This window comes from Pseudactinotalea sp. Z1739 (assembly GCF_049725055.1).
Lineage (GTDB): Bacteria > Actinomycetota > Actinomycetes > Actinomycetales > Beutenbergiaceae > CALKWS01.
The window spans coordinates 42,947-69,089 of the sequence record NZ_JBMPQA010000012.1; the positions used below are offsets into that span (position 1 = coordinate 42,947).

Below are 26,143 nucleotides of genomic sequence, written 5' to 3' on the forward strand. Positions count from 1 at the left end.
GCACCGGCACGTTCAGGCCTGGGTGTCCTCGATCTCGGCGCGCGCGGCCTCCAGGTCCTCGGTGAGTTCATCGACTCCGAGCAGGTCTGAACGCACCTTGTCGGTGCGGTACCCTGCGCGGCCCACCATGTGCGCGGCGATCGGAGCGGTCACCAGTTGGAAGATGATCACCGGGAGCACCTTCCAACCCACTTGCCAGGATCCCAGCGTCAGGGCCAGCCCGTTCATCATCAGGATGATGCCGAGCACCTGAGGTTTGGTGGCTGCGTGCAACCGTGACAGCAGGTCCGGGAACCGGACCATCCCGATCGCTGCGACCATCACGAGCGCGCTGCCGGTGATGAAGAAGGCAGAGGCGACGATCTCGCGCAGCAGTTCCGAGTTCATCGCTCGTCCTCCTCGGCATCGTCATCCAGCGCATGCCTTGCCTCGAGCCGTTGGAGTTCCTCTTCGCTGAGGATCCGGCCCTCATCCTCCGGCTCTGCGGCCGCGAACCGCGCCAGGGTCACCGCCGCCACGAACCCGACGATTGCCATCACCGTCAGCAACGGCACCAGGTCCACCCGTCCGGTCGTGGCCGACCACAGGGCCACGGTGCCGATCAGGGCCGCGATCACCACATCAAGGCCCACGATCCGGTCCAGCATGCTCGGGCCGCGCTCCACGCGGAAGAGCGCCACCAGGACCGCTCCGACGACCAGGATCCCGCAGATCCACAACACCGGCGCACTCATCGGTCCACCTCCCCAGCGTTGCCATCGGAGGCCCCCGCAGCGCGCCCGGCAGGGCCGGGATCCGGCGCTCCCCGGTCCGGCCCACCCCACCAGCGCCGGCGCGGCAATCCGGCACGGGCCAGGTCTTCCTGGTTGGCCAGGGCGTACAACAGGCGCCGCTCCTGGAGGAGTACCTGCCGGCGGAAGGTCTCGACACCCCCGCTGGTGGGCAGATCGAGCACGTGCACGTAGAGGGTGCCGGTGAGCCGATGCGCCTCCACGATGATCGAACCGGGAACCAGTGAGGTGAAGACCCCGGTCAGGGTGAGGATCAGGTCGGACTCCGAACGCAGCCGGATGCGGATGACGCCGCCCTCGGGGCCCCGGCGCGGGTGCAGCGCCATCTTCGACACCTCCACCGAGGCGAGCAGCACATCGACGATGAAGCGGGCGATCAGCCACACCGCCCCGGGAATACTCACCCGGCCGGCGTATCCGACCGCGGGCATCGGTGTCAACAGCACCAGCAGCACCGCGACGCCGAACCCGGCCAGCACGTTGGCCAGGGTCGGGTCACCCCACAACAGCACCCACAGCGCGGTCATCCACAGCAGCATCGGCCATCGGTTCAGCCAAGCGCTCAGGCCGGTCGGAGCGGACGGGTGGGCAGGCTGGGTTCTCATTCGGGCTCCACCTGGTGGGAGATGCCCTCGCCTCGTTCGCCGTCGGGCAGCACCGCCGAGACGTAGGGCGACTGGGCACGCAGGTCCCGCGCGGCCGCGTCGGTGTAGGCGTACAACGGACCGGCGACGACGGCGAGCAGCACTCCGATCGAGGCGATGACCGCTGCGGGGGCGAACATGCTGCGAGGTACGTCGGTCTCTGGCAGAGGCTGGGGGGCCGTCTGCCAGAACGCCTTGTTCCACGCCTTCACCACCGCGTACAGGGTGAGCAGTGACGTCACGAGGCTCGCGCCCACCGCGACATACGCCAGGGACGAATCGTGCTGGATGCCGGCCTGCACCAGACCCACTTTGCCCAGGAACCCTGACATGGGCGGGATTCCACCGAGGTTCATCGCTGGGATGAAGAACAAGATCGCCAGCGCCGGTGCGGCCTTGGTCAGGCTGCCGAGGCGCTCCAACGAGGTGCTGCCACCCCTGCGCTCGATCAGCCCTGCCACGAGGAACAATGCCGTCTGCACGGTGATGTGGTGGGTCACGTAGAAGATCGATGCGGACAGGCCGAGTTGATTCGCGAGGGCGATTCCGAACACCATGTAGCCGATGTGGCTGACCAGGGTGAAGGACAGCAGTCGCTTGATGTCGTCCTGGGCCACGGCGCCGAGGATGGCCACCACCATGGTGACGATCGCGGCCACGATCAGGATCGTGTCCATCCGCCCGTCGGTGAACAGCAGCGTCTGGGTACGGATGATGGCATACACGCCGACCTTGGTGAGCAGCCCGGCGAAGACCGCGGTGACCGGTGCCGGGGCCGTGGGATAGGAGTCGGGTAGCCACATCGACAGCGGGAAGACCGCCGCCTTGATGCCGAAGGCCAGTAACAACAGGATCTGCAGCACCAGGGAGACATTCGGATCGATCTCCGCCAGGCGCACGTTCAACTGCGCCAGGTTCAACGTGCCGGTGGCCGCGTAGATCATCGCGATGGCGATGAGGAACAGCATCGAGGACAGCAGCGACACGATCACGTAGATCGACCCGGCCCGCATCCGCGAGCCCGTGCCACCCAGGGTGAGCAGCACGTAACTCGCCGCGAGCAACATCTCGAACCCGACGAACAGGTTGAACAGGTCCCCGGTGAGGAAGGCGTTGGACACACCGGCGGCCAGCACCAGGTAGGTGGGGTGATAGATCGCCACCGGGGCGCCCTCATCGCCGTCGGCGAGACCCTGGGCCACCGAGTAGAGCAGCACCCCCAGCAGCACGACCGCGGAGACCACCAGCATCAGCGCGGAGAGCCGGTCGGCCACCAGCACGATGCCCACCGGGGCGCTCCAGTTGCCGAGGTTGACCACCTGGGGTCCCTGGGCGTGGGTGATCGCCACCAACGCGATCGCGATCCCCAGGACCACGGTCAAGGTGGTGACCGAGGCCGCCAACTGTGCTTTGGGACGGCGTGCCATGGCCAGGGCGAAGCCGGCAGCGAACAGGGGCAGGATCACCGGCATCGGTAATAGCCAGTTCATGTGGCGCCCCCCTTCGAGTCGGGGGCGCCGGGGACTGCTCCACCCGGGCCCTCGGCTGCCGAGTCGTCGGCGCTCACGTTCGGGGTGGACGGGGACGGCTGTTCCTCGATCCCCGGTTCCTCGGTCTCGTCACGGGCCTCGGCGGCCTCGACAGCCAGGCTCACCCCGAGGTCGTCGTCGCGGGTGTCCAGTTCACCGCGTTCCAGGCGCTGAGCCAGTCGGCGGTCCTCCAGGTCGTCCTGCACCTCGTCGTGGCCGTGCAACTGCCACGTGCGATAGGCCATGGCCAGCACGAACGCGGTCAGCCCCAGGTTGATCACGATCGCGGTCAGCACCATCGCCTGCGGCAGCGGATCGGCCATCTCCTCCTGTGGCCCGGACCCGAGCAGCGGAGGGCTCGCGGCGGCACCGCCGGCGAGCAAGAACATCAGGTTCACTCCGTTGCCGATGAGGTAGATGCCGACCAGCACCCTGGTCAGGCTCCGCTCGAGCAGCAGGTACACCCCGGCACCGAACTGCACGCCGACCGCGATCACCAGGGCCAGGCTCGGACTCGCTTCGATCATCCGCCCGCACCCCCTACGCCGGCTCTCAGGTCGTCCAGCACGTCGGCGTCACCGACCGCAGACCGGGGGGAGTCGTGCGCGACGTCGGGGGCGGCCCGCCCTTCGGCCTCACCCTGACGGTCCACTTCGGCACCCAGGGTCCGCAGGATGTCCAGGACGAGTCCGATGACGATCAGGTAGACCCCGATATCGAACGCCAGGGTGGTGAGCAGGTGGATCTCGCCGAGGATGCCGAGGTCGAGGTCCAGCCGGAAGGACTGCAGCGCCTGACCGCCGAAGAACAGCGGGGCGATGCCGGTGCCGGTGGCCACCAATAGCCCGCCGCCGAGCAGCCCACCCGGCTGCAGCGGCAGCGCCTCACCCAGTTCGTAGCGGCCCCCGGCCAGGTACCGCACGATCAGCGCCACCCCGGCGATCATCCCGGCGATGAACCCGCCGCCCGGGGCGTTGTGTCCCGCGAACAGCAGCCACACCGACAGCACCAACATGGTGTGGAACAGCATCCGAGTGATCACTTCGAACATCACCGAGCGTCGATACGGTGCCAGGGTGACACCACCGGGCAGCCACGGCTGACCCCGCCGGCCGGCGATCGGTGTGCCGGGTTCTCCCAGTCGTTGCATCGCCGGGTCCGGGGTCAGGCCCCTGCTCCAGGTGCGGGGACGCTCGGGGTCGTAGTCGCTGACGCGCTCCACACTGCGCTGCCGGTGCCGCAGGAACACCAGGGAGGCCACCCCGGTGGCGGCGACCAGCAGCACCGCGACCTCACCCATGGTGTCCCAAGCGCGCATGTCCACCAGGGTCACGTTGACGATGTTGCTGCCCCAACCGAACTGGTAACCCTCGGTGAGGAGGTCCTGGGAGATCTGCTCGTGGATCCGGGTGCCGGGGATGGTCAGCGCGAGCATGGACATCAGCACACCGGCACCGATGGCGATAACGGCTCGCCACCATCGGCTGGCCACGAGGGGCCGGTTGGAGAAGTAGGCCGGCAGACGGCGCAGCACGAGCAGGAACACCACGATCGTGACGGTCTCCACCAGCGCCTGGGTCAGCGCCAGGTCCGGGGAGCCGTGCAGGGCGAAGAGCAGCACCACACCGTAACCGGCCACCCCCATCAGCACCACGGCCTTGATCCGGCGCCGGGCGCGGGTGACCAGCAGCGCCGAGATCACGATCACCGCAGCGATCGCGCCGGAGACCGGGGAGTCCCACAACCTGACCTCCCCCGGGGTGACCCCGCCGGTGAACATCGCCGTGGTCACCAACGCCATCCCGACCAGCAGGATCACGCCCAGGTAGACCGGCAGTGCACCGCTCTGGGTGTAGGAGGTCAGCGAGGCCGAGAACCGGTCCAGCAAGCGCATCGAGTCGCGGTAGGTACGGTCGGCATCGACCGGCGGGCTGATCGCCTCCTGGAACCGCTCCACCATCGGGCGGCCCAGGGCGAGCAGCGACCCGAACACGATGATGAGCCCCGTCAGTCCCAGTGGGATACCGAATCCGGCCCACAGGGTCAGGTGCCCGGGCTGCCCCACCGGGTAACTCAGGGCGTACGGTGCGAGCAGGTACTCCCCCAGCGCGGGCAGCAATCCGGCGATCAGTCCGCCGGCGGCCAGCAGGTTCGGGGAGATGAACAGCCCGACGTGCTCGCGATCGAGCGGGGTCTCGGGCACTCCCGCCTTGCGGGCGTAGGCGCCCCAGAGGAACCGCACACCGTAGGCGAAGGTGAGAACGGAACCGACCACCACCACGACCATCAGCACCCAGTGGCGCGCTTCTCCGCCGTCGTTGAGCGCCTCCAGGACTGCTTCCTTGCCCACGTAACCGGCCGCCGGCGGCAGCCCGACCATGGAGATCACCGCGAGCAGCCCGGGAACGAACGCGCCCTTGAGATTGCGGGCCAGACCGGACAGTTCGCGTAGGTCCCGGGTGCCGGCGGCGGCGTCGATGACGCCGACGGTGAGGAAGAGCGCGGCCTTGAACATCGCGTGCGCCCCGAGCAGGGCCAGACCGGCCAGCGCGATACCGCGGTCGGGCTGGCCCACGAGCAGGATGAGGAAGCCGAGTTGGGAGACGGTGCCGAAGGCGAGCAGCAGCTTCAGGTCGTGCTGGCGCATCGCCCGGTATCCGCCCAGCAGCATCGTGGCCGAGCCGCTGATCAGCACCATCCAGTACCACACCGGGTTCTCGGCGAAGCCGGGCGCGAGACGAGCGACCAGGTACACACCGGCCTTGACCATGGCGGCGGCGTGCAAGTAGGCACTGACCGGCGTGGGCGCGGCCATCGCACCGGGCAGCCAGAAGTGGAACGGCACCAGGGCGGACTTGCTCAGCGCACCCAACAGCACCAGTACCAGGGCGGCGGCCAGCAGCGCAGAGTGCTCCGGGGGCGCGGCCACCAGTTCGGAGAACCGATAGGACCCGCCGGGCATCTCTCCCAGGATGACGGCACCACCGAGCATCGCCAGGCCGCCGCTCACGGTCACCACCAGGGCTTCCATCGCCGAACGGCGCGAGCCCTTCCGCTCGAAGTAGTGTCCGATCAGCAGGTAGGAGGTGATCGAGGTCAGTTCCCAGAACACGAACAGCACCAGCGTGTTGTCCGTGGCGACCAGACCGAGCATGGACCCGGCGAAGGCGACGAAGGTGGCGGCGAACCGGTTCAGGTACTTGGCGCCGCTGGCGAAGTACCACGCGCAGTAGAACAGCACCATCGACCCGATTCCGCCGACCAGCAGCATCATCAGCCAGGTGAGACCGTCGACGCGGAAGTCCAGCGTGGCATCGAGCGTGGGGATCCAATTGACCTGGACATGGACAGGGCTGCCGTCCATGATCTGGCGGGTATGCGCCAGCGCCCACACCGCCACCGAGAGGGGAACCAGTGCCAGCACGATGAAGCCGCGCCGGCCGAACACACGCATCAGCGTGGGGGCAGCCAGAGCCGCTACCAGGTGTAGCGCCAGCAGCTGCAGCACGTCCGCTCCTCGGGGGTGGTGGGCGTGGTCAAGTTGTGCCCATCATGCACCGATCAACCCCGGGCATGGCCGTGTCTTCGCCCCGGGGAGATGTGGGCATGTGGGCGGTGCGATCCGTCGGTCATGTTATCAACGCGCGCCGGTACCCCGACCCGGGCCCAGGATCCGGGACCGGTTCCCGGCGCTGACCCACCCTCGCGGTGGGCAGCCTCACACCCTGTTCGCCCTCAGTCGCTCTCGCTCGGGTCCACATCCAGTCCCAGGTCCACCAGGAAACCGTCATCGTCGGCCACCACCCCACCCACGGCGGCCAGCAACGCCGCCGCGCTGTCCTCGATCAGGGCGCGTACCTGCTCCGGGACGGCCGGCTCCTCCTCGCCGGCCTCTACCGCTACCGGGTACCAACGCAGGTAGTAACTGAGCAGACCCTGCCCGGCCCACTCCACCCCCGACAGCACCGGGGGCGCCACGTCGGTGGCTTCGACCTGCACCGAGATCACGCCGTCGTCCCCGAAGTGCCACAGGGCGCCGTAACTCTCGTGCACCTGCTCGGCGGCAAGGGCCGCGGCGTCGAAGGCATCGGCGCGGGCGTGCAGTTCGGACCGCTCGGCGCGTTCGGCCTCGCTCAACTCCTCCGGCGCGGTGGGGGGCATCGGCAGAGGAGCCCAACCGGTGCTGGTGAGGATCTCCAGTCCCGGAAGCACCTCACCGAGCACCACCTGCAGTGCCTCGGGTTCCAGCCAGACGGCGCTGTGCACGATCAGGTCCACGAACGGGGCGGGATCGGGCACCAGCACCATGCCGGAGCCCCCGGTGCGCAGCGCACCACCCAGTCGGCGGGCGACGGCGAAGAGAAACTCGACCACATCGGCCTCGTCCCCCTCCGGGGTGCCCTCGGCGAAGGCGTCCAGGAGACCGCCCAGGCCGCGCAACTCCTGCGGCACCGGTCCGGCGCGGAGCACCGGGGCGCGGGCCAGGTAGGCCTCCTGGGCTTCCTCCGGCACGTCCAGCGCGGCGCGAGAGTCGTCGTCCAGCAGCCACGGGCCGGTCAGCCAGGCGCCGGGGATCAGGTCGATGGTGTGCTCGTCGCGGCGGGAGGCGCCCGGGAAGCGGCTCAGCGCCAGAGCCTCCACGTCACCCGGGTCGATCCCGGGGCCGACCAGGAGCAGGTGATGGCCCCAGGCCAGATCGGGGTCGAGGTGAGCCCGGGCGGGATCCTGCGCGGCCCGGTCGGTGCCGTGGCCGGTGGCGCCGTGCTGCTGGGGGGCGGACATGCTCACGGCTGGATCCGGGTGCGGTGGAAGTTCAGGTAGGAGCGCGAGGCCGTCGGGCCCCGCTGGTCCTGGTAGCGCGAGCCCTGGGCGCCGGAGCCGTAGGGATGCTCGGCCGGGCTGGAGAGGCGGAAGTAGCAGAGCTGGCCGATCTTCATCCCGGGCCACAGCAGGATCGGCAGGGTGGCGGTGTTGGACAGTTCCAGGGTGACGTGGCCGGAGAAACCCGGGTCGATGAAGCCGGCGGTGGAGTGGGTGAGCAGGCCCAGCCGGCCCAGACTTGACTTGCCCTCCAACCGGGCGGCGATGTCATCGGGCACGGTGATCAGTTCGTACGTGGAACCGAGCACGAACTCCCCCGGGTGCAGCACGAACGGCTCATCCGGCTCGGCCTCCAGGAGCCGGGTCAGGTCGGGCTGATCGGCGGCGGGGTCGATCACCCGGTACTTGTGGTTGTCGAACAACCGGAAGAACCGGTCCAGGCGCACGTCGACGCTGGAGGGTTGGACCATCGAGGCCTCGAACGGGTCCAGGCCGAGGCGGCCGGCGTCGAGCTCGGCGCGGATATCACGGTCGGAGAGGAGCACGGGGCCACGGTACCGCTCCGGACGGCCCGCGCGCGGCCGGGAACCGGCCGAGCCAGGACCTGGCGACCACCTGGAGCGGGTGACGGGAATCGAACCCGCGCTATCAGCTTGGGAAGCTGAAGTTCTACCATTGAACTACACCCGCGAGCGCAGCGATGAGACTGCGACCGGATCCAATATACCTGCAATCCTGCCGCGGCCGTCACAGCACGGCCGACCGCCGTCGACCCGGCGCCGTGCCCCTCGCCGGGGCATCCGGTTGTCACCAGGGACCGGCTGCTCTACGCTCGATCACCGGTGTGCCGGGAAGTCTGGTCGGCGACGATATCCCGACGTCCTGAAGGGACCGGAATGGACGGCAACGGCAGGTCCGACATCAAGCGTGCTCGGGCGATCGCCCGCCGCCGACGCCGCAAGTTCGCCGCCGCCCTGCTACTCACCGGACTGGCACTGGTGGGCGGGTCCAGCGTGCTGTTCCAGGTCCTGATGGCCACCGAGGGCCAATCCCACTCCTGGACCACCGCGATCTACTGGACCCTTACCACGATGTCCACGCTCGGCTACGGGGACGTGACCTTCACGTCCGACCTCGGCCGGATCTTCTCGATGGTGGTGCTGCTCAGCGGAGCGGTGTTCATCCTGGCACTGCTGCCGTACTTCGTGATCCAGCACGTCCTGACCCCGTGGCTGGACCGGCGTGACGCGGCACGGGCTCCGCGCCGCGCCCCGCCGCAGATCCGCAACCATCTGATCCTCGTGGGCGCGGACACCGTCGTCGAGACGCTGGTCGCGCGCGCCAAGCGCTCCCGTGTCCCCTGCGTCCTGGTGGTGGATCACCCCAAACAGGCCGGGCTGCTGCACGACCGCGGCTACATCGTGGTGCTGGGGCCGTTGGACTCGGTCGACACCTACCGCAAGGCGGGTGTGGAGCGGGCGAAGATGGTGGTCTCGATGCTGCCGGACACCACCACCACGAACGTGGTGTTCACCGTGCGCCAGGTCGCCAAGGACGTGATAGTGGCAGTGACGGCGGACAAGGCCGCCTCGGTCGACGTCCTGGAACTCGCCGGAGCCGACCACGTCCTGGAACTCGCCACGCAACTGGGCCGGGCGATGGCGGGCCGGGTGCTGGGCACGACCGGGCGCGCGCACCACATCGGCGCCTTCGGCCGGACCATCATCGCTGAGGCCGCCGCCCGGCACACCGAGTTGGTGGGCATGACGCTGGAACAGGCCCGCGCGGAAGTGAGTTGCCGGATCCTTGCGGTCATGCGTAAGGGCAGGCTGCGGCCGACGAAGCCGGACCCTGGCATCGACGCGGACACCGTGCTGGTGCTGGCGGGCACGGCCGACGAGGTGAAGGAGTACGACGCGCGGTTCCAGGTCCCGCAGAACCATGATGACCCGGTGCTGATCCTCGGCGGTGGGCGGGTGGGCCGCGCGGCTGCCAAGGCACTGACCGAGACCGGCGTACCGTCCACGATCGTGGAGCAGGTTCCCGATCGGGCCGGGTCGGTCACCCGCGTCGTCGAGGGTGACGCCGCGGACCTGGAGGTGCTGCGCTCAGCCGGATTCGACACCGCACCGGCGGTCCTGGTCACAACGCACGACGACGACCTGAACGTCTACCTGAGCCTGTACTGCCGGCGGCTGCGCGATGAGGTCCAGGTGGTCTCGAGGGCTACCCACGAACGCAACGTGGCCACGCTCTACCGGGCCGGGGCCGACGGGGTGCTCTCCTACGCCACGATCGGTGCCACTGAACTGTGGAACCGCGCGACGCTGCCGCACCGGATGGTCATCGCCGAGGGCAACGAGTTGTTCCTCGTTCCCCGCCCGGCGGCACTGGCCCGGCTGCCGGTGCGCAACCCGGAGGTGTTCCAGCAGACCGGCTGCCAGATCGTCGCCGTGACCGACGCGGACGGGACGCTGCTGCGTGACTCCGAACGGATCCCGACCGGCGACGGGCAGCAGTTGCTGCTCCTGGGCGACCGGCACGCCGAGGAGCGGTTCCGCGCCAAGTACCCCGGCTAGGCCCAGCCGGGGTAGGGGTGGCGCACCCCACTCAGCGCCGGGCGTCCCGGTAGTACCGGATCAGCGCCTGGGTGGAGGCGTCCTGGGCCGCGAGCGCCTCCTCATCCCCGGTGACCGCCGGGGCGATCTGGGAGGCCAATTCCTTTCCCAGCTCCACCCCCCACTGGTCGAAGGAGTCGATGCCCCAGACGATGCCCTGGGTGAAGGTGATGTGCTCGTACAGTGCGATCAACTGACCCAGCACCGACGGGCTCAGCGCCGGAGCCATGATCGAGGTGGTGGGCCGGTTCCCGGGGAAGGTACGGGCGGGCACCACCGCCTCGTCGGCGCCTTCGGCGCGCACCTCATCGGCGGTCTTGCCGAACGCCAGCGCACGGGTCTGGGCGAAGAAGTTCGCCAGGAACAGGCTGTGCACATCCACGTGCCCGTCCTTGCGGGGGTCGGCGGGGTTGGCCACCGCGATGAAGTCGGCGGGGATCAGCCGGGTACCCTGGTGGAGGAGTTGGTAGAAGGCGTGCTGGCCGTTGGTGCCCGGCTCACCCCAGAACACCTCACCGGTGTCGGTGGGCACGGGTGAGCCGTCCCAGCGCACCCCCTTGCCGTTGGACTCCATCGTCAGTTGCTGCAGGTAGGCCGGGAAGCGGTGCAGGTCCTGGGCATAGGGCAGCACCGCGTGCGTGTGGGCGCCCAGGAAGTTGACGTACCAGATGTTCAGCAGCCCCATCAGGGCCGGCACGTTGTGCGCAATCTCGCTGGTGCGGAAGTGCTCGTCGACGGCGTGGAGACCGCCGAGGAACTCGGTGAACCGCTGCGGTCCGATCGCGATCACCAACGACAGCCCGACGGCCGAGGGCACCGAGTAGCGCCCGCCCACCCAGTCCCAGAAGCCGAACGTGTTGTCGGTGTCGATGCCGAAGTCGGCCACCCTGTCCAGTGCGGTGGAGACCGCCACGAAGTGGCGGGCGACGGCGTTGGTGCGCTCGGCCGGCTCGGTCCCGATCACCCCCCGCCGGGCAAGTTGCTCCCACAACCAGGTGCGGGCCATCCGGGCGTTGGTGAGGGTCTCGATCGTGCCGAAGGTTTTGGAGGCCACGATGAACAGGGTGGTCTCGGGGTCTACGCCGGCCAGGGTGGCGGCGATGTCTGCGGGGTCGATGTTGGAGATGAATCGCACCTCGATGTCCTCGGCCACGTAGGACCGCAACGCCTCGTAGGCCATCACCGGGCCCAGGTCGGAACCGCCGATGCCGATGTTGACCACGGTGCGCACGCGCTTGCCGCTCAGCCCGGTCCACGCCCCCGAGCGCACCTGGTCGGCGAAGGTATACATCCGCTCCAGCACCTCGTGCACGTCGACGTCGACGTCCTGGCCGTCCACGACCAGCGCCGGACTCCGATCCTTGGGCCGGCGCAGCGCGGTGTGCAGCACGGCCCGGTCCTCGGTGGCGTTGATGCGCTCCCCGGCGAACATCGCGGCGATCCGCCCGGGCAGGTCGACCTCTTCGGCGACCTTGGTCAGCAGCCTGAGGGTCTCGTCGGTGATGAGGTTCTTGGACAGGTCCACGTAGAGGTCCCCCACGGTGTGGCTGTACCGTTCGGCGCGGCCGGGGTCCCGGGCGAACCAGCCGCGCAGGTCCGGCTCGAACGACTCGGCGTCGGCCCGCAGGGAACGCCAGGCGTCGGTGGTGGTGACATCGATCGGGGTATTCACGGGTGAGCTCCTTCGAAACTGGTACCTACCCTCACCGTATTGCCCGGGCCGCTGCGGCGCTCCCCGCCCTGACCTCGCATGTTCGGCACCGGACCGGGCCCGGCGCGGCCTGTCACGGCGGCAGAACCGCCCGGCCTTCTACTGTGGGGCGATGCGCTCCGACACCGGCCACCCCGACCGACCCACGCCCCTGCACTCGGGTGATGAACCCGAGGCGCTGGTGCGACAGTTCCACCGCACCTACGGGCTCCCGATCGCCCAGGACGGACCGTCGGTGGATCGTGAGCGTGTGCACATGCGCATGGCGCTGATCGCGGAGGAATTCGCCGAGCTGGTCGGCGCGGTGTACGGGCCGCAGGCGGAGACCTTCGTGACCGAGGCGTTCACCCGCGCGGTCGACGCCGACGACGGCACCCGGGACACGGTCGGTGCCGCCGATGCGCTGGCTGACCTGGTCTACGTGATCTACGGGATGGCGCTGGAGTGCGGACTCCCGCTGGCCCGGGTCCTGGCCGAGGTGCAGGCCTCCAACATGTCGAAACTGGGCTCCGACGGCCGGCCGATCTACCGCCCCGACGGCAAGGTGCTCAAGGGCCCGGACTACTTCCGACCGGACGTGGCGGGTGCGCTCGGGCTGGGTTCACAGCAGTAGCCGCTGGGCCTCGGTCACCACCAGGGCGGTGGCCGCGGCCAGCACCAGCGCGAACGTCAGCAACCACACCACCCGGGGCAGCGGCGTCAGGCGCGCCAGCACCGCCGGATCCGAGCCGCGATCCCGGCCCCGCCAGACCGAACCCAGGTGCCGCCAAGCCCCGATCAGCAGCAGCAGGCCGGTGGCCACCAGCACCTGCATCTGCAGCACCACCGACCCCGCCCACCACAGCCACAGCGCCCCGGCGCTGACGGCCAGCATCACCAGGGCGGTCAGCACCGATCGCACCCGCACCCAGGAGATCAGCAGGATCACCAGCACCGCCGTCAGCACCGGTGGCCCCAGCCCCCGCGTGGCGGTCCACACCAGCAGCGCGCCCAGGATCGCCGGAGCCGGATAGCCGGCCCAGGTGGTCGCCACCAGGGCGGCACCGCGCGGTTTACCCCGGGTGACGGCGTGCCCGGACATGTCCGCCCGGAGGACGAAGCCGGTAAACGTGCGCCCGGTCGCCAGGCCCACCAGGGCATGCCCGAGTTCGTGCACCAGCGTCACCGCCAACCGGACGATCCGCCACAGCGGACCCACGGCCACCAACGCCAGCGCGATACCCGCGCTGATCAGCAGGTGCTCGGGTTCGACCTGACCGGCCTGGCTCGCCGGAACCGGGACGATGCGCTCGGAGATCTGGGACCAGGACGGGACATCCACGCAGTCACCCTAACCGCGCCCGGGGGCGGAGCCGCGCAGACCTACCGCACCGGCACCCGGCCGCCCGCACACCCCCCGGCCGGGTGCGCCCACGCCATGCCGGCACACCCGCCACGCCGGCACCGGCCCGCGTGCCCTAGACCCACCCAAGCGCCCACGCACCGATTGACATACGATGTGCGCTGCATCGCGCGTGCGTCCCAGGGGCGTTCGTGCACCCACCGGAGGAGAGGCGCGAGCGAGTGAGTGACCTGCTCGATTCCTATCGCGCGCCCGGACCGGGCCGGGATGAGATGGTGCACGCCACCGGCACCGCCCGGGCCGCCTGGGACCAGATGGCCGATCTTGCTGACCTGCACACCTGGCACCAGATCGAGGACGCCCGGGCGGAGATCTCCACCATGCTGTCCGACCAGTGGGTCCGCCACGGCAGCGACACCGAGGAGGCGCCCTGGGAACTCGATCCGCTCCCGGTGATCCTCGATGAGGTGGAGTGGGCCGGGGTGGAGACCGCCCTGGGCCAGCGCGCCGAACTGCTCGATGAGATCCTCACCGACCTCTACGGGCCCCGCCGGCTGATCACCGAGGGCCTGATCCCGGCCGACCTGGTCCTGCCCCACCCCGGATTCCTGCGCGCCGTGGACGGGATCGTCATCCCGGGCCCCCGCCAGTTGTTCCTGCACGCCGCCGATGTGGCCCGGGAGGACGACGGCGGCTGGCGGGTGCTGGCCGACCGCACCCAGGCCCCCTCCGGGCTGGGTTTCGCGATGGCCGACCGGCGGGCGGTGGCCCAGGTGATGGCCGGGTTGTACCGCCAGGCCCGGATCCGGCGGATCGGCCCGTTCTTCCACGCCCTGGCCACCGCGCTACGGGAGGTGGCTCCGCCGTCGGCCGGTGATGCCCCACGGATCGCGATGCTCACGCCCGGGCCCTACTCCGAGACCGCGTTCGACCAGGGGTATCTGGCCTCGATGCTGGGGCTGGCGTTGGTGCAGGGGGAGGACCTGGAGGTACACGGGGGCCGGTTGTGGATGCGTTCCCTCCACGGCGCCGAACCGGTGGACGTCCTGCTGCGCCGGGTGGACGCGGAGTACTGCGACCCGTTGGACCTGCGCGGCGATTCCCGTCTCGGCGCTGCCGGCCTGGTCCAGACCGCACGGGAGGGCAACCTGACCGTGGTGAACACCCTGGGCAGCGGAGTGCTGGAGAATCCGGCGCTGCTGGCCTACCTGCCGCAACTGTGCCGGGTGCTGCGCGATGAGGACCTGGCGCTGCCCTCCACCGTGACCTACTGGTGCGGGGACCGGGCCATGTGCTCCCACGTGATCGCCAACCTGGGCCACCTGGTGATCCGGCACACCGCCCCGGGTGCCCCACCGATCCACGGCTGGGAGCTGGGGGCCGACGCGCGCGCGAGCCTGTCCGCGGTGATCGCCGCCCAGCCGCGCCAGTGGGTGGGCCAGGAGCCGGTCGGAGCCTCCACCACCCCCACCGCCGGGCCCGGTGCGCTGGTGGCCCGCCCCACCACGCTGCGCACCTTCGCGCTGGCCCGGCCCGGTGGCTACCAGGTGATGTCCGGCGGGCTCGCGCAGGTGAGCGGCCCGCAGATCGGGGACGCCGAGGTTCCCAGCGTCTTCGCCAACGACACCGCCGCGGGCGGTGCCGCCGCCGGTGCCACCGCCAAGGACCTGTGGGTGCTGTCCACCGAACCGCAGCCGGTCCTGGAGCCCTGGGAGCCGGGCAGGACCGACGACGACGCACCGGCGGGTGCAACAGGTGCCGCAGCGGAGGGGGCCGGCCAGGGTGGGACCGACACCATCTCCGCAGGTGCCGCCGAGAACCTGTTCTGGTTCGGCCGCTACGCCGAACGCGCCGAGGCCACGGTCCGCCTGCTGCAGGTGGTCGCAGACCTCTGGGCCGACCACCACACCAGCCCGACCTCCCCGGGCGGACGCAGCCTGGACGTGCTGGAACGCGTCCTGGCCGGTACCACCGCGGGCGGCACCCCGCAGCAGGTCCTGATCGGGGAGGAACCGGGCACGGTGGCCTTCGCCGTGGACCGCATCCTGCGCGCCGCCACGGCGGTGCGCGACCAACTGTCCTCCGACACCTGGCAGGCGCTGGCCACGGTGAACCGCGCGCTGGATCGGGCCCGCACCCAGCACCGACGAGGCGGCGTGGTGGACCTGTCCCGGGCCGTCTCCCGAGTCACCGAGGGGATGCTCGCGCTGGCCGGGATCGGCGCCGAGTCGATGATGCGTGACGTGGGGTGGTCGCTGATGGAGATCGGGCGCCGGATCGAACGCGCCCAGCACCTGGTGATGACGCTGCGGGCATGCCTGCCGCACCAGCAGCCCCCCGCGGTGGAAGCCGGAGTTCTGGAGGCGCTGCTGATCGCCCACGAATCCGCCATCACCTACCGGCGCCGCTTCCAGCGGCACGCCCGGGTGGGGACCTTCCTGGACCTGCTGCTGTTGGACCGGCGGAATCCGCGGGCACTGGCCTACCAGGTGGAGGCGATCGCCACGCTGCTCGTGCAGGTGCCCACCCCGGTACGGGACGCCGGTTCCAGGGACCAGTTACTGGCGGATCTGCGGGACCTGCTCGCCGAGGGAGAGACGACGGTGCTGTCCGACGCCGACGACGACGGTCACCGCGCCCACCTGGCGGGCTTCCTGGAGTCCCTGCACTGGCGGTTGGCCGAACTGGCCAACGAGATCGCCCGGGTGCACTTCATCCACCCGGTGCCGAGCCAGTGGCTGGACGCGGTAGGCATCCGGGTACCCGCTGCCGACGAGGCCACCGAGCCCCCGGTCTGGGCCTGGGGGAACGGGGGTGGCGTGCGATGAACACATCCGAGGCGTCCGTGCGCCACTACCGGCTCACCCACGCCACCACCTACACCTACCCGGCCGACGTCACCTCCTCCTACGGGCGGGCGATCCTGCTGCCCCGGACCGGATCCGGCCAGCAGGTGCACATCGCCGGGCTGAGCGTGGATCCCGGCGCCGACCACAACGGACAGCACAGCGACTTCGCCGGGAACGGCTCCACCTACTTCCACGTCACCCGGCCGCACCGGCGCCTGGAGGTCACCGCCCGCTCGGTGGTCACCACCAAACGGCGCCGGGTCGAACCCGACTCCCTGCCCGCGGTGGCATGGGAGGAGGTCAGCCGCGCCGTCGACGCGGTGTGCCGCACCGGTGCACACCCGAGCGTGGGCGGCGCCACCACCGCACTGGCCATCGCCGAGGCGCGCGCCGCGTCCCCGATGATCGACGTGATCGAGGAGGTGCGGGCCTACGCCACTCCCTCCTTCGTCCCGGGGCGCCCCATGGTGGACGTGGTGGCAGACCTGAGCAACCGGATCTTCACCGACTTCGACTTCGTCTCCGGCGCCACCCGGGTGGACACTCGGCTCTCGGAGGTCCTCAAGCGGCGCGTGGGGGTCTGCCAGCATTTCGCCCACCTGCTCATCGGGTGCGCGCGCTCGATGGGGCTGGCGGCCCGGTACGTCTCGGGGTACATCGAGACCCAACCGCCCCCGGGCCGGCCGAAATTGCGGGGCGTGGACGCCTCCCACGCCTGGGCCGCGCTGTGGCTTCCCGGCGGCGGGTGGTTGCACATCGACCCGACCAACGACCAGTTCATCGACAGCCGCTACGTCCAACTCGGCTGGGGCCGCGACTACGGAGACGTCTCCCCGCTGCGGGGGATCGTGTTCACCGAGGGGTCCGGCTCCACCCTGGAGGTGGCGGTGGATCTATGGCCGATCGAGGCCGATCAGGTGGAGTCCACCGTGGCCCAGGTTCGCCAGGAGCTGGGCGAGGACGGTTGACGCAGCCGGTGGTCACTGGCCGGGGCCTGCGCTTCCGGCGGGGTAGGTCTGTAGCGGAACCGTGCCGGCGGCCCAGGCGGCCAGCACCGGCTCCACCACCCGCCAGCACTGCTCCACCACGTCACCGCGTACCGACAACAGCGGGTCCCCCTCCAGTACTCCGGAGAGCACTTCCCCGTAGGCGGGCAACTCCCCCGTGGCAAAGGCGGTGGACATCACCACCCGGTCCAGTTCCCACGGGTCACCGGAGCCGTTGACGTCCAGTTCCAGGTCGAGGCACTCCGGGCCGAGGCCGAGCCGCAACCGCGCCGGCTGGGAGGTGCCGTGCAAGCCCGTGGGCAGGTGCGGGACCGGTTTGAAGGTGATCAGTGCCTCTTTACGGGTACGGCCCAACGCCTTGCCGGACCGGAGCCGGAACGGCACTCCCTTCCAGCGCCAGTTGTCGATGAAACAGGTGACCTCGGCCAGGGTCTCGGTGCCGGCCACGGGATCCACTCCGGGTTCATCGGCGTAGGGGATCACCTCCCGCTCCCCGATCCGTCCGGCGCCGTAGCGTGCCCGCACGCTGTGCCTGGTGGGGTCCCCGGCCCGGGTGGCACGCAGCACCTCGGCGATGCGGTCGCGCACGTCGCGTTCGCCCATGGTGGCGGGCGGGGCCATCGCGATCAGGGCCAGCACCTGGAGCAGGTGGCTCTGGATCATGTCGCGCAGCGCACCGGCGGAGTCGTAGTAGCGGGCCCGGTCCTCCAGGGCCAGGTCCTCGTCGTAGACGATGTCCACCGAGTCGATGTGCGCGGCGCTCCACAGCGGTTCGAAGATCCGGTTGGCGAACCGGAATCCCAGGATGTTCAGGACGGTGGACTTGCCCAGGAAGTGATCGACCCGGTGGATCTGCTCCTCCGGCACCAGGGCGCGCACGGTCCGGTTCAGCGACCGGGCCGAGGCCGCGTCGGACCCGAACGGCTTCTCCATGATCAACCGGGTGCCCTCGGGCACTCCGATCTCACCCAGCGCCCGGCAGGCCTGCTCGGTCACCGCCGGTGGGAGCGCGAAGTAGATGGCCACCGGGCCGGCGCAGACCTGCAGGGCGCGGCGCAGGTCCTCGGGGCTGGTGGCGTCGGTACGGACGTAGACCGACTCGCGTTCCAGCCGGCGCAGGGTTGCCGCACCGGGATCGGACAGGGTGGGCGCGGCCATCTCCTCCCAGGGCGCGACCTCGATGCTGGGCGTGGCCGCGAACGCCTCGCGCAGGCGGGTCCGCCACCGGGTGTCATCCCAGTCCTCCGCACCCGCCCCCACCAGGTTCAGGTACGGAGCCGCGCCGCCGGCGAGGAGGCGCCCCACGCCCGGGAGCAGGAGCCGGCCGGCCAGGTCGCCGCTGGCGCCGAGCACCAGCAGGGTGCGCACCTGTGCCTCGGACCCGCCATCGACGTCGGTCATTGCGCCACCTCCGCATCACCGCCCGCACCTGATTATTGGTGGAGCACGTTGGGGCGATCCTACGAGGCGGTCACCGGGGCCACCTGCGGCGCGGGTGTGTGCGCCCGGGACTTGAAGGACCGCAGCCGCAGGCTGTTGCCCACCACGAACACGCTGGAGAAGGCCATCGCGGCGCCGGCGAGCATCGGGTTGAGCAGGCCGAAGGCCGCCAGCGGGATCGCGGCGGTGTTGTAGGCAAAGGCCCAGAACAGGTTCCCCTTGATGGTGCCCAGCGTCCTGCGGGACAGCCGGATCGCATCGGCCGCGCTGCGCAGGTCCCCACGGACCAGGGTGATGTCGGCGGCCTGGATGGCCACGTCGGTGCCGGTGCCCATGGCCAGGCCGAGGTCGGCCTGGGCCAGCGCGGCGGCGTCGTTCACGCCATCGCCGACCATCGCGACCACCTTGCCCTCACTCTGCAAGCGGGCCACCACGTCCACCTTGTCCTTCGGCAGCACCTCGGCGATGACCGTCTCGATGCCCACCTCGGCGGCGATCCGCTCCGCAACGGCCTTGTTGTCACCGGTGAGCAGTACCGGAGTCAGACCGAGATCCCGCAACTGCCCGATCGCCTCGGCGCTGGTGGGCTTGACCGTGTCGGACACCATCAGCACGCCCCGGGCAGCGCCTTCCCAGGCGACGACGACGGCGGTCGTGCCCTGCGATTCGGCGGCGGCCTTGACCGCGGCCAGACCCGCGGGCAGGCCCTGGGAGATCTCTTCCAGCAGGCTCTCGCGACCGACGATGACGGTGCGGCCCTCCACCACGCCGCGCACGCCCCGGCCCTCCAGATTGGTGAAGTCGTGGGCCTGCGGCAACTCGCCCACCTCGTCGGCGGCGCCGGTGGTGATGGCCCGGGCGACGGGGTGCTCGGAGGAGTTCTCCAGCGCCCCGGCCAGGCGGAGGAGTTCGGCGCGGTCCACGCCGTCGGCCGGATGGACCCCGGTCAGGGCCATCGTGCCGGTGGTGACGGTTCCGGTCTTGTCCAGCACCACGGTGTCGGACTTGCGGGTGGACTCCAGCACCTCCGGTCCCTTGATCAGGATGCCCATCTGGGCGCCGCGCCCGGTGCCCACCAGCAACGCGGTGGGGGTGGCCAGACCGAGCGCGCACGGGCAGGCGATGATGAGCACGGCTACTGCGGCGGTGAAGGCGGCGCTGAGCGGGAAGCCCGCTCCGATCCAGGCGCCCATGGCCGCTACCGCGATCGCGATGGCGCTCGGGACGAAGATCCCCGAGACCCTGTCCGCCAGGCGCTGGATCTCGGCCTTCCCGGACTGCGCGTCCTCGACCATCCTGGCCATCTGCGCCAGTTGCGTGTCGGCGCCCACACGCGTGGCGCGCACCACCAGACGCCCCCCGGCGTTCACGGTGGCCCCGGTGACGGCATCGCCCTCGGAGACCTCCACCGGTACCGATTCACCGGTGAGCATCGAGGCGTCCACTGCCGAGGTGCCGGAGACGATGACGCCGTCGGTCGCGACCTTCTCCCCCGGGCGCACGATGAACTCATCGCCCACCGCGAGCTCGGCCGTGGGGATCCTGGTCTCCACCCCGTCGCGCAGCACGGCCACGTCCTTGGCGCCCATCTCCATCAGTGCGCGCAGCGCGGCACCGGCCCGGCGCTTGGAGCGCTTCTCGAAGTAGCGGCCCAGCAGGATGAACATCGTCACCCCGGCGGCCACCTCGAGGTAGATGTTCGCGGCGCCGTCGGTGGGGGCGATGCTCAGTTCGAAGGCGTGAGTCATCCCCGGTACGCCGGCGGTGCCGAGGAACAGCGCGTACAGCGACCACACGAACGCCGCGCTGGTGCCCAGGGATACCAGGGTGTCCATCGTGGCGGCACCGTGACGCAGGTTCGTCCACGCCGCCTTGTGGAAGGGCCAGCCGGCCCACACGATCACCGGTGCGGTCAGGGCCAGGGAGGCCCACTGCCAGTAGGTGAACTGCAACGCCGGGATCATCGCCATCGCGATCACCGGCACCGACAGCAGCACCGAACCGATCAGGCGCTGGCGCAGGGTGACCAGTTCGGGATCGACCTCATCGCCGGTCTGGTCCTCCTCCGCCCCGGTCTGCGGGGGTTCGGGGAGCGTTGCGGTGTAACCGGTGCGAGCCACGACGTCGATCAGGGAGTCGATCTGGATGCCCTCGGCGATGGTCACGCGTGCCTTCTCGGTGGCGTAGTTCACCGAGGCCTCGACGCCGTCGAGTCTGTTGAGTTTCTTCTCCACCCGCATGGCACACGAGGCACAGGTCATCCCGCCGATCTCCAGTTCCACGGCGCTGCCGGCGCCCTGCTGCTGGGCGGGGGGTGTGGACATCGGTGCCTCTCCTTCGTACTGCTGGCTCGTGCGTCACCGGCTCAGTGGTCGGCGGGCTCCTCGGCGGGGTCCGCCTCCGTGCTCTCGTCGTCGCCGGGTTCGGTGCCCGGGTGGCCGGGTTCCTCGTGACGGATCTCCTCCACGGTTCGGACCCAGTCCTGCACGGTCTCCTCCGGCACCGCGACGTCGCCGATCGCGGCCGCCGCGACGAAGACCACCACGAGACCTGCCCCGTAGAGGCCGAGCCGGAGGGGAACCTTCATCAGGCGCGCACCGCCTCATATCCGGCCTCGTCCACCGCTGCCACGACGGTGGCGTCATCGACCGGGCCGTTCACGCTGAGCACGAGGGTGCCCGTCTGCGCACTGACCTCGACCGCTTCTATGCCGGAGATCTGCCCGACCTCCTCGCGTACGGCGTTCTCACAGTGTGAGCAGGTCATGCCAGTCACCTGGTACTCATGCCGGTCCATGCGTCCTCCTTTAGTTCGCGCGGTACCCATAGGGGGTATAGGGGTTCATCCGATCGTATACCCAGGGTGGGTATCGGTGTCAATCGATGCGATTGAGCCGAGGCCTCGTATATCGTGGGTCATCCTGATACCCTACGGGGGTATATGGCGAATGGAGATTGTCATTATGAGCATCTCAGGACCTCACCACCACAGCGACCCGGGCATCCATCAGGCTCAGGACCCTCGCGGGCACGACGCTGACAGCGAGCACGCCCAGCACAGCGGGCACGCTCAGCACGACGAGCACAGCGGGCACGCTCAGCACAACGCGCACAACGAGCACAACGAGCACAACGAGCACAGCGAGCACGCTCAGCACGGTCACGGTGGCCATGGTCATCATGGCCACGGCGGCCACGACCACGGCGACCACGTGGGCCAGTTCCGCCGGTTGTTCTGGATCATGCTCCTCCTCGGCCTGCCGACGGTGCTGCTGAGCCCGATGTTCGCGCACATCATCGGCTACGACCTGCCCGAGGCCGGCTGGCTCACCTGGGTCGCGCCGGTGCTGGGCACGATCATCTACCTCTGGGGTGGCCGGCCCTTCCTCACCGGCGCCGTCAGTGAACTCAAGGCGCGCAAGCCCGGGATGATGCTGCTGATCGCGATGGCCATCACCGTTGCCTTCATCTCCTCGTGGGGCGCCAGCCTGGGCCTGCTGTCCCACGAGCTGGAGTTCTGGTGGGAACTGGCGCTGCTGGTGGTGATCATGCTGCTGGGGCACTGGATCGAGATGCGCTCCCTGGAACAGACCTCCTCGGCGCTGGACTCCCTGGCCGCCTTGCTCCCCGACGAGGCCGAGCGGGTCGACGGCGACCAGGTCACCACGGTCGCGCCCTCGGACCTGGTCGTGGGCGATGTCGTCATCGTGCGCCCGGGTGGGCGCGTCCCAGCCGACGGTGACGTGGTCGAGGGCAGTGCCGATGTGAACGAGTCGATGATCACCGGGGAGTCCAGACCGGTGCCCCGTTCCGCAGGGGACCGGGTCGTGGCCGGCACCGTGGCCACCGACAATGCGCTGCGGGTGCGGATAGCCGCCGTCGGCAAGGACACCGCACTGGCCGGCATCCAGCGCCTGGTCGCCCAGGCGCAGTCCTCGGCCACCCGGGCTCAGCGGCTGGCGGACAAGGCAGCCGGCTGGCTGTTCTGGTTCGCGCTCGGCGCCGCAGCGGTCACCCTGGTGGCCTGGATGCTGCTCGGCACCCCCGACCAGGCCTTGATGCGAGTCATCACCGTGCTCGTGATCGCCTGTCCGCACGCCCTGGGTCTGGCGATCCCGCTGGTGGTCTCCATTGCCACCGAACGTGCCGCCAAGGGCGGGGTGCTGGTCAAGGACCGGATGGCGCTGGAGCAGATGCGCACGGTGGACGCGGTGCTGTTCGACAAGACCGGCACCCTGACCGCCGGCGAACCGGTGGTCACCGATATCACCACCGCCGGCGACACGACCGAGGAGGACCTGCTGTCCCTGGCTGCCAGTGCCGAGGGTGACAGTGAGCACCCGCTCGCGCGGGCCATTCGCGAGGCGGCCGCGCAGAAGGGGCTGACCGTTCCGGTGGCCAGCGACTTCTCCTCGGCCACCGGCGTCGGTGTCCGGGCCACCGTGCAGGGCCGCACCGTCGCCGTCGGGGGTCCTGCCCTCCTGGCGACGTCGGACCGCTCTGCGCTGTCCGCCACCGAGGCGTGGTCCGGCCGCGGTGCCACCGTGCTGCACGTGCTCCTCGACGGCGAGGTCGCGGGCGCACTCGCCCTGGCCGATGAGATCCGCCCCGAGTCGCGCGAGGCGGTCCGTGCCCTGCACGACCTCGGCATCCACGTGGTGATGATCACCGGCGACGCCGAGCCGGTCGCCACCGCGGTGGCCGAGGAACTCGGAATCGATCAACTCTTCGCCGAGGTGCGGCCCGAGGACAAGAGCAGCAAGGTCGCCGAGTTGCAGGAGCAGGAGCGGGTGGTGGCGATGGTCGGCGACGGCGTCAACGACGCCCCGGCCCTGGCCCAGGCAGACGTCGGCATCGCGATCGGCGCCGGCACCGACGTCGCGATCGCCTCGGCCGGGGTGATCCTGGCCTCCGACGATCCCCGGTCGGTGCTGTCGGTGATCCAGCTCTCCCGTGCGGCGTACCGCAAGATGAAGCAGAACCTGTGGTGGGCCGCCGGCTACAACCTCGCAGCGGTGCCGTTGGCAGCTGGTGTGCTCGCCCCGATCGGATTCGTGATGCCGATGGCGGTCGGTGCGCTGCTGATGTCGCTGTCCACCGTGGTGGTCGCCATGAACGCCCAGTTCCTGCGACGCCTGGACCTGCGTCCCGAGGCCAGCGTGCGGGCCACCCGGGGCGCCGCACCGGTACGCGCGGAGCGACTGAGTCAGGAAGACCCGGTGCCCAGCCACCATTAACCACGGGCGGGCGGCCCGCCGGGCCTCAGTCGCGTGCGGTCAGCACCACCGGGCCGTCGGGGGTGATCGCCACGGTGTGCTCGCTGTGCGCGCCCCGGGAGCCGTCCGCGGAGCGGATGGTCCACCCGTCGGGGTCGGTGTAGATCTCATCGGTACCGGCCATGAACCACGGCTCGATGGCGATCACGAGGCCGGGGCGCAGCGGCATCCCGCGACGGGCCCGGCCGTCGTTGGGCACGTGGGGCTCTCCGTGCATGCTGCGGCCCACCCCGTGCCCACCGAACTGGGTGTTCACCTGGTAGCCGTGGTCGGACGCCACGGCGCCGATAGCGGCGGAGATATCCCCGAGCCGGTTGCCCACCACGGCTACTTCGATCGCCGCCTGCAGCGCGGTCTCGGTGGCCTCGATCAGCCGCTGGTCCTCCGGATCGGGGGAGCCGACGATCATGCTGGTGGCGGCGTCGCCGACCCAGCCCTCCACGGACACCGCGAAGTCCACCGAAAGCAGGTCGCCGTCGGCCAGTGCGTAGTCGTGCGGCAGGCCGTGCAGCACCGCGTCATTGACCGAGGTGCACAACACCTTGCCGAACGGGCTCGCCCCGAATGAGGGGTGGTAGTCGATGTAGCAGGACTCCGCTCCGGCGTCGCGGATCATCTGGTGCGCCAGTGCGTCCAGGTCCAGCAGGTTCACGCCCACGGCGGCGTGCTCGCGTATCGCGGCGAGCACCGTGGCCACGAGCCGGCCGGCGGGCCGCATCTGGTCGATCTCAGCGGGCGTCTTCAGTTCGATCACGCACCCAGCCTACCCGCGGCCGCTGCTGTCCCGGCCGGGCGCGCCCTGCCGATTCGTCGGCTCGGGTGTGTCGCTGCCAGGATGGGCCGGTGTGCCCGGCAAGGATTACGGGCACAAAGCAAAGGCCCCTCGAACTAGGGATTCGAGGGGCCTTGCTTCGTCGTCGAGGGTTGCCGATGCGATGACCATCCGCCGACTCCGGCCGCCGGAGCGACCGAGTCACCTCGTCGACGATCCCATGCGGTCCGTTCAGCGGTGCGGTCCCATCGAAGACCATCCGAGCCGCGAACCCGGGGGCTCTGGCTCGGCCACTGCCGTTTTCCACATGGCGTCGTCAACAACGTCGTCCTGTGCACCTTCACCGGGTAACCCCGGCGGTTGGGTCACAGACCTGATCGATCCGGAGAACCGGACCGGTCGGGCTGACCATCGTCCGGGTCTCCCCAGCCGATGGCCCCGCAGGTTCGGTAAACCAAACCCTTGGTTGACGCTTTCCCCTCCGTTGGGCGATCCGTAAGGATCTCCTTCCTTCGGGGAATCTCTGTGCTGTTGTCGATAAGCAATGTCTAGTACCCGAACAAGGGATTAACAAGGGGTTTCGTCCACGACTTTTCTATCCCCAACTCGTGCACAGGTTCGTCCACAGCACGACCTGGGAGAACGCTGTTCATGCACAGCCCTGTGCACAGAATTTGTGGATGACGCCGGCCGGCGGGTCCTCAGATCTCGACCGGAACCTTATCGGCGGCTACCGCCTGCTCGGGCACACCGACCGCCCGCATCACGAACGCCTCGGTGGCGATGATGGCCCGCTCCCGCTCCGGCCCGGACTCGGGCACCGCGCGAGCGGAAAGGCAGGAGTTGATCAGCGGCACCACCGAGTCCAGGTCCTGCGCGGGCAGCCGCCCGGAGTCGATGCCGGCCGCGAGGATCTCGTGCAGCATGCCCTCCACCAGCACCACGTGGTCGCGCAGCCGGGTGAGCGTGTGCCGGGAGACCACGGCACGCAGCGCCGCGGGGGCCAGGTGGTAGGAGCGGCGCAGGTTGATCTGCTCCCGGACATAGACCCGCAACTGTTCCTGCGGGTCCTGCACCTGCACCAGAGCCTGGCGCAGATCGTCGAGGAACGTCTCGGTCTCGTGCTCGATGAATCCGATCAGCAACGATTCCTTGTCCGGGAAGTGGTTGTACACCGAGGTCCGTCCCACCCCGGCCTGCTGGGCGATCTCCGCCAGGCTGACAGCGTCGAAGCCGGACCGTTCCATCAGGTCCGACAGCGCGGCGAACAACTTGCCGCGCACCTTCTCGCGATGCTCCGCCAGGGAGGCTCCGATGATCTTGGGCACCCCGGCATCATGTCAC

Annotated in this window: 21 protein-coding genes and 1 tRNA gene; 5 read left to right on the forward strand and 17 right to left on the reverse strand. The window is 69.9% G+C overall.

The window, feature by feature from the left end:
• Window positions 1-12 precede the first annotated feature (12 nt).
• From mnhG to ACO0LV_RS14960, 9 genes are all read right to left on the reverse strand, one after another.
• Entirely contained in the window at window positions 13-387 is a 375-nt protein-coding gene (mnhG, locus tag ACO0LV_RS14920) for a monovalent cation/H(+) antiporter subunit G (RefSeq protein ID WP_424788710.1), read from the reverse strand.
• Complete coding sequence (locus ACO0LV_RS14925) at window positions 384-734, reverse strand: monovalent cation/H+ antiporter complex subunit F (protein ID WP_424788711.1); 351 nt, start codon at window positions 732-734, stop codon at window positions 384-386. The genes mnhG and ACO0LV_RS14925 overlap by 4 nt, the downstream gene beginning before the upstream one ends.
• Complete coding sequence (locus tag ACO0LV_RS14930; RefSeq protein ID WP_424788712.1) at window positions 731-1,396, reverse strand: Na+/H+ antiporter subunit E; 666 nt, start codon at window positions 1,394-1,396, stop codon at window positions 731-733. Before ACO0LV_RS14930 ends, ACO0LV_RS14925 begins: the two co-directional genes overlap by 4 nt.
• A complete protein-coding gene (locus tag ACO0LV_RS14935) occupies window positions 1,393-2,925 on the reverse strand; it encodes a Na+/H+ antiporter subunit D (RefSeq protein ID WP_424788713.1) in 1,533 nt (510 codons plus the stop codon). Before ACO0LV_RS14935 ends, ACO0LV_RS14930 begins: the two co-directional genes overlap by 4 nt.
• Window positions 2,922-3,491 carry a Na(+)/H(+) antiporter subunit C gene (locus ACO0LV_RS14940; RefSeq protein ID WP_424788714.1) on the reverse strand — a complete coding sequence of 190 codons (570 nt, stop codon included), beginning with the start codon at window positions 3,489-3,491 and terminating at the stop codon, window positions 2,922-2,924. Before ACO0LV_RS14940 ends, ACO0LV_RS14935 begins: the two co-directional genes overlap by 4 nt.
• Window positions 3,488-6,472: a Na+/H+ antiporter subunit A gene (locus ACO0LV_RS14945; RefSeq protein WP_424788715.1), complete on the reverse strand. Its 2,985-nt coding sequence runs from the start codon at window positions 6,470-6,472 to the stop codon at window positions 3,488-3,490. The genes ACO0LV_RS14940 and ACO0LV_RS14945 overlap by 4 nt, the downstream gene beginning before the upstream one ends.
• A 227-nt stretch (window positions 6,473-6,699) precedes the next feature.
• Window positions 6,700-7,752 carry a hypothetical protein gene (locus ACO0LV_RS14950; protein ID WP_424788716.1) on the reverse strand — a complete coding sequence of 351 codons (1,053 nt, stop codon included), beginning with the start codon at window positions 7,750-7,752 and terminating at the stop codon, window positions 6,700-6,702.
• Window positions 7,749-8,330: a dCTP deaminase gene (dcd, locus tag ACO0LV_RS14955; protein ID WP_424788717.1), complete on the reverse strand. Its 582-nt coding sequence runs from the start codon at window positions 8,328-8,330 to the stop codon at window positions 7,749-7,751. Before dcd ends, ACO0LV_RS14950 begins: the two co-directional genes overlap by 4 nt.
• A gap of 71 nt (window positions 8,331-8,401) precedes the next feature.
• Window positions 8,402-8,475, reverse strand: a tRNA-Gly gene (locus tag ACO0LV_RS14960).
• Window positions 8,476-8,681: 206 nt separating this feature from the next.
• On the opposite strand from ACO0LV_RS14960, the gene ACO0LV_RS14965 reads away from it, so the two are divergent.
• Window positions 8,682-10,364, forward strand: a complete 1,683-nt coding sequence (locus ACO0LV_RS14965; RefSeq protein ID WP_424788718.1) for an NAD-binding protein — start codon at window positions 8,682-8,684, stop codon at window positions 10,362-10,364.
• A 31-nt stretch (window positions 10,365-10,395) separates the two neighbouring features.
• Here the strand turns inward: ACO0LV_RS14965 and pgi are convergent, their stop codons facing one another.
• Window positions 10,396-12,075: a glucose-6-phosphate isomerase gene (gene pgi, locus ACO0LV_RS14970; protein WP_424788719.1), complete on the reverse strand. Its 1,680-nt coding sequence runs from the start codon at window positions 12,073-12,075 to the stop codon at window positions 10,396-10,398.
• A 151-nt stretch (window positions 12,076-12,226) separates the two neighbouring features.
• Between pgi and ACO0LV_RS14975 the strand changes: the two genes are divergently transcribed.
• Window positions 12,227-12,727 carry a phosphoribosyl-ATP diphosphatase gene (locus ACO0LV_RS14975; RefSeq protein WP_424788720.1) on the forward strand — a complete coding sequence of 167 codons (501 nt, stop codon included), beginning with the start codon at window positions 12,227-12,229 and terminating at the stop codon, window positions 12,725-12,727.
• Here the strand turns inward: ACO0LV_RS14975 and ACO0LV_RS14980 are convergent.
• Entirely contained in the window at window positions 12,716-13,435 is a 720-nt protein-coding gene (locus ACO0LV_RS14980; RefSeq protein WP_424788721.1) for a M50 family metallopeptidase, read from the reverse strand. The genes ACO0LV_RS14975 and ACO0LV_RS14980 overlap by 12 nt on opposite strands.
• Window positions 13,436-13,677: 242 nt before the next feature.
• Between ACO0LV_RS14980 and ACO0LV_RS14985 the strand changes: the two genes are divergently transcribed.
• The gene (locus ACO0LV_RS14985) at window positions 13,678-16,284 is read left to right on the forward strand and encodes a circularly permuted type 2 ATP-grasp protein (RefSeq protein ID WP_424788722.1); all 2,607 of its coding nucleotides are present in this window, start codon (window positions 13,678-13,680) and stop codon (window positions 16,282-16,284) included.
• Window positions 16,281-17,273: a transglutaminase family protein gene (locus ACO0LV_RS14990; RefSeq protein WP_424788723.1), complete on the forward strand. Its 993-nt coding sequence runs from the start codon at window positions 16,281-16,283 to the stop codon at window positions 17,271-17,273. Before ACO0LV_RS14985 ends, ACO0LV_RS14990 begins: the two co-directional genes overlap by 4 nt.
• A 12-nt stretch (window positions 17,274-17,285) precedes the next feature.
• Here ACO0LV_RS14990 and ACO0LV_RS14995 read toward each other — a convergent pair whose 3' ends face one another.
• The 4 genes from ACO0LV_RS14995 to ACO0LV_RS15010 are packed head-to-tail and all read right to left on the reverse strand — an operon-like array spanning window position 17,286 to window position 21,548.
• Window positions 17,286-18,713, reverse strand: coding sequence for a glucose-6-phosphate dehydrogenase (locus ACO0LV_RS14995; RefSeq protein WP_424788724.1), 1,428 nt, complete (start codon window positions 18,711-18,713; stop codon window positions 17,286-17,288).
• A 59-nt stretch (window positions 18,714-18,772) separates the two neighbouring features.
• A complete protein-coding gene (locus ACO0LV_RS15000) occupies window positions 18,773-21,076 on the reverse strand; it encodes a heavy metal translocating P-type ATPase (protein ID WP_424788725.1) in 2,304 nt (767 codons plus the stop codon).
• 41 nt (window positions 21,077-21,117) lie between these two features.
• Window positions 21,118-21,339 carry a hypothetical protein gene (locus ACO0LV_RS15005; protein WP_424788726.1) on the reverse strand — a complete coding sequence of 74 codons (222 nt, stop codon included), beginning with the start codon at window positions 21,337-21,339 and terminating at the stop codon, window positions 21,118-21,120.
• A complete protein-coding gene (locus ACO0LV_RS15010) occupies window positions 21,339-21,548 on the reverse strand; it encodes a heavy-metal-associated domain-containing protein (RefSeq protein ID WP_424788727.1) in 210 nt (69 codons plus the stop codon). Before ACO0LV_RS15010 ends, ACO0LV_RS15005 begins: the two co-directional genes overlap by 1 nt.
• A gap of 166 nt (window positions 21,549-21,714) precedes the next feature.
• Here ACO0LV_RS15010 and ACO0LV_RS15015 point away from each other — a divergent pair, with 166 nt between their 5' ends.
• Window positions 21,715-23,988: a heavy metal translocating P-type ATPase gene (locus tag ACO0LV_RS15015; protein ID WP_424788728.1), complete on the forward strand. Its 2,274-nt coding sequence runs from the start codon at window positions 21,715-21,717 to the stop codon at window positions 23,986-23,988.
• Window positions 23,989-24,013: 25 nt separating this feature from the next.
• Here the strand turns inward: ACO0LV_RS15015 and map are convergent, their stop codons facing one another.
• Window positions 24,014-24,781, reverse strand: coding sequence for a type I methionyl aminopeptidase (map, locus tag ACO0LV_RS15020; RefSeq protein ID WP_424788729.1), 768 nt, complete (start codon window positions 24,779-24,781; stop codon window positions 24,014-24,016).
• A gap of 719 nt (window positions 24,782-25,500) precedes the next feature.
• Window positions 25,501-26,127, reverse strand: coding sequence for a TetR/AcrR family transcriptional regulator (locus ACO0LV_RS15025; protein WP_424788730.1), 627 nt, complete (start codon window positions 26,125-26,127; stop codon window positions 25,501-25,503).
• Window positions 26,128-26,143 lie beyond the last annotated feature (16 nt).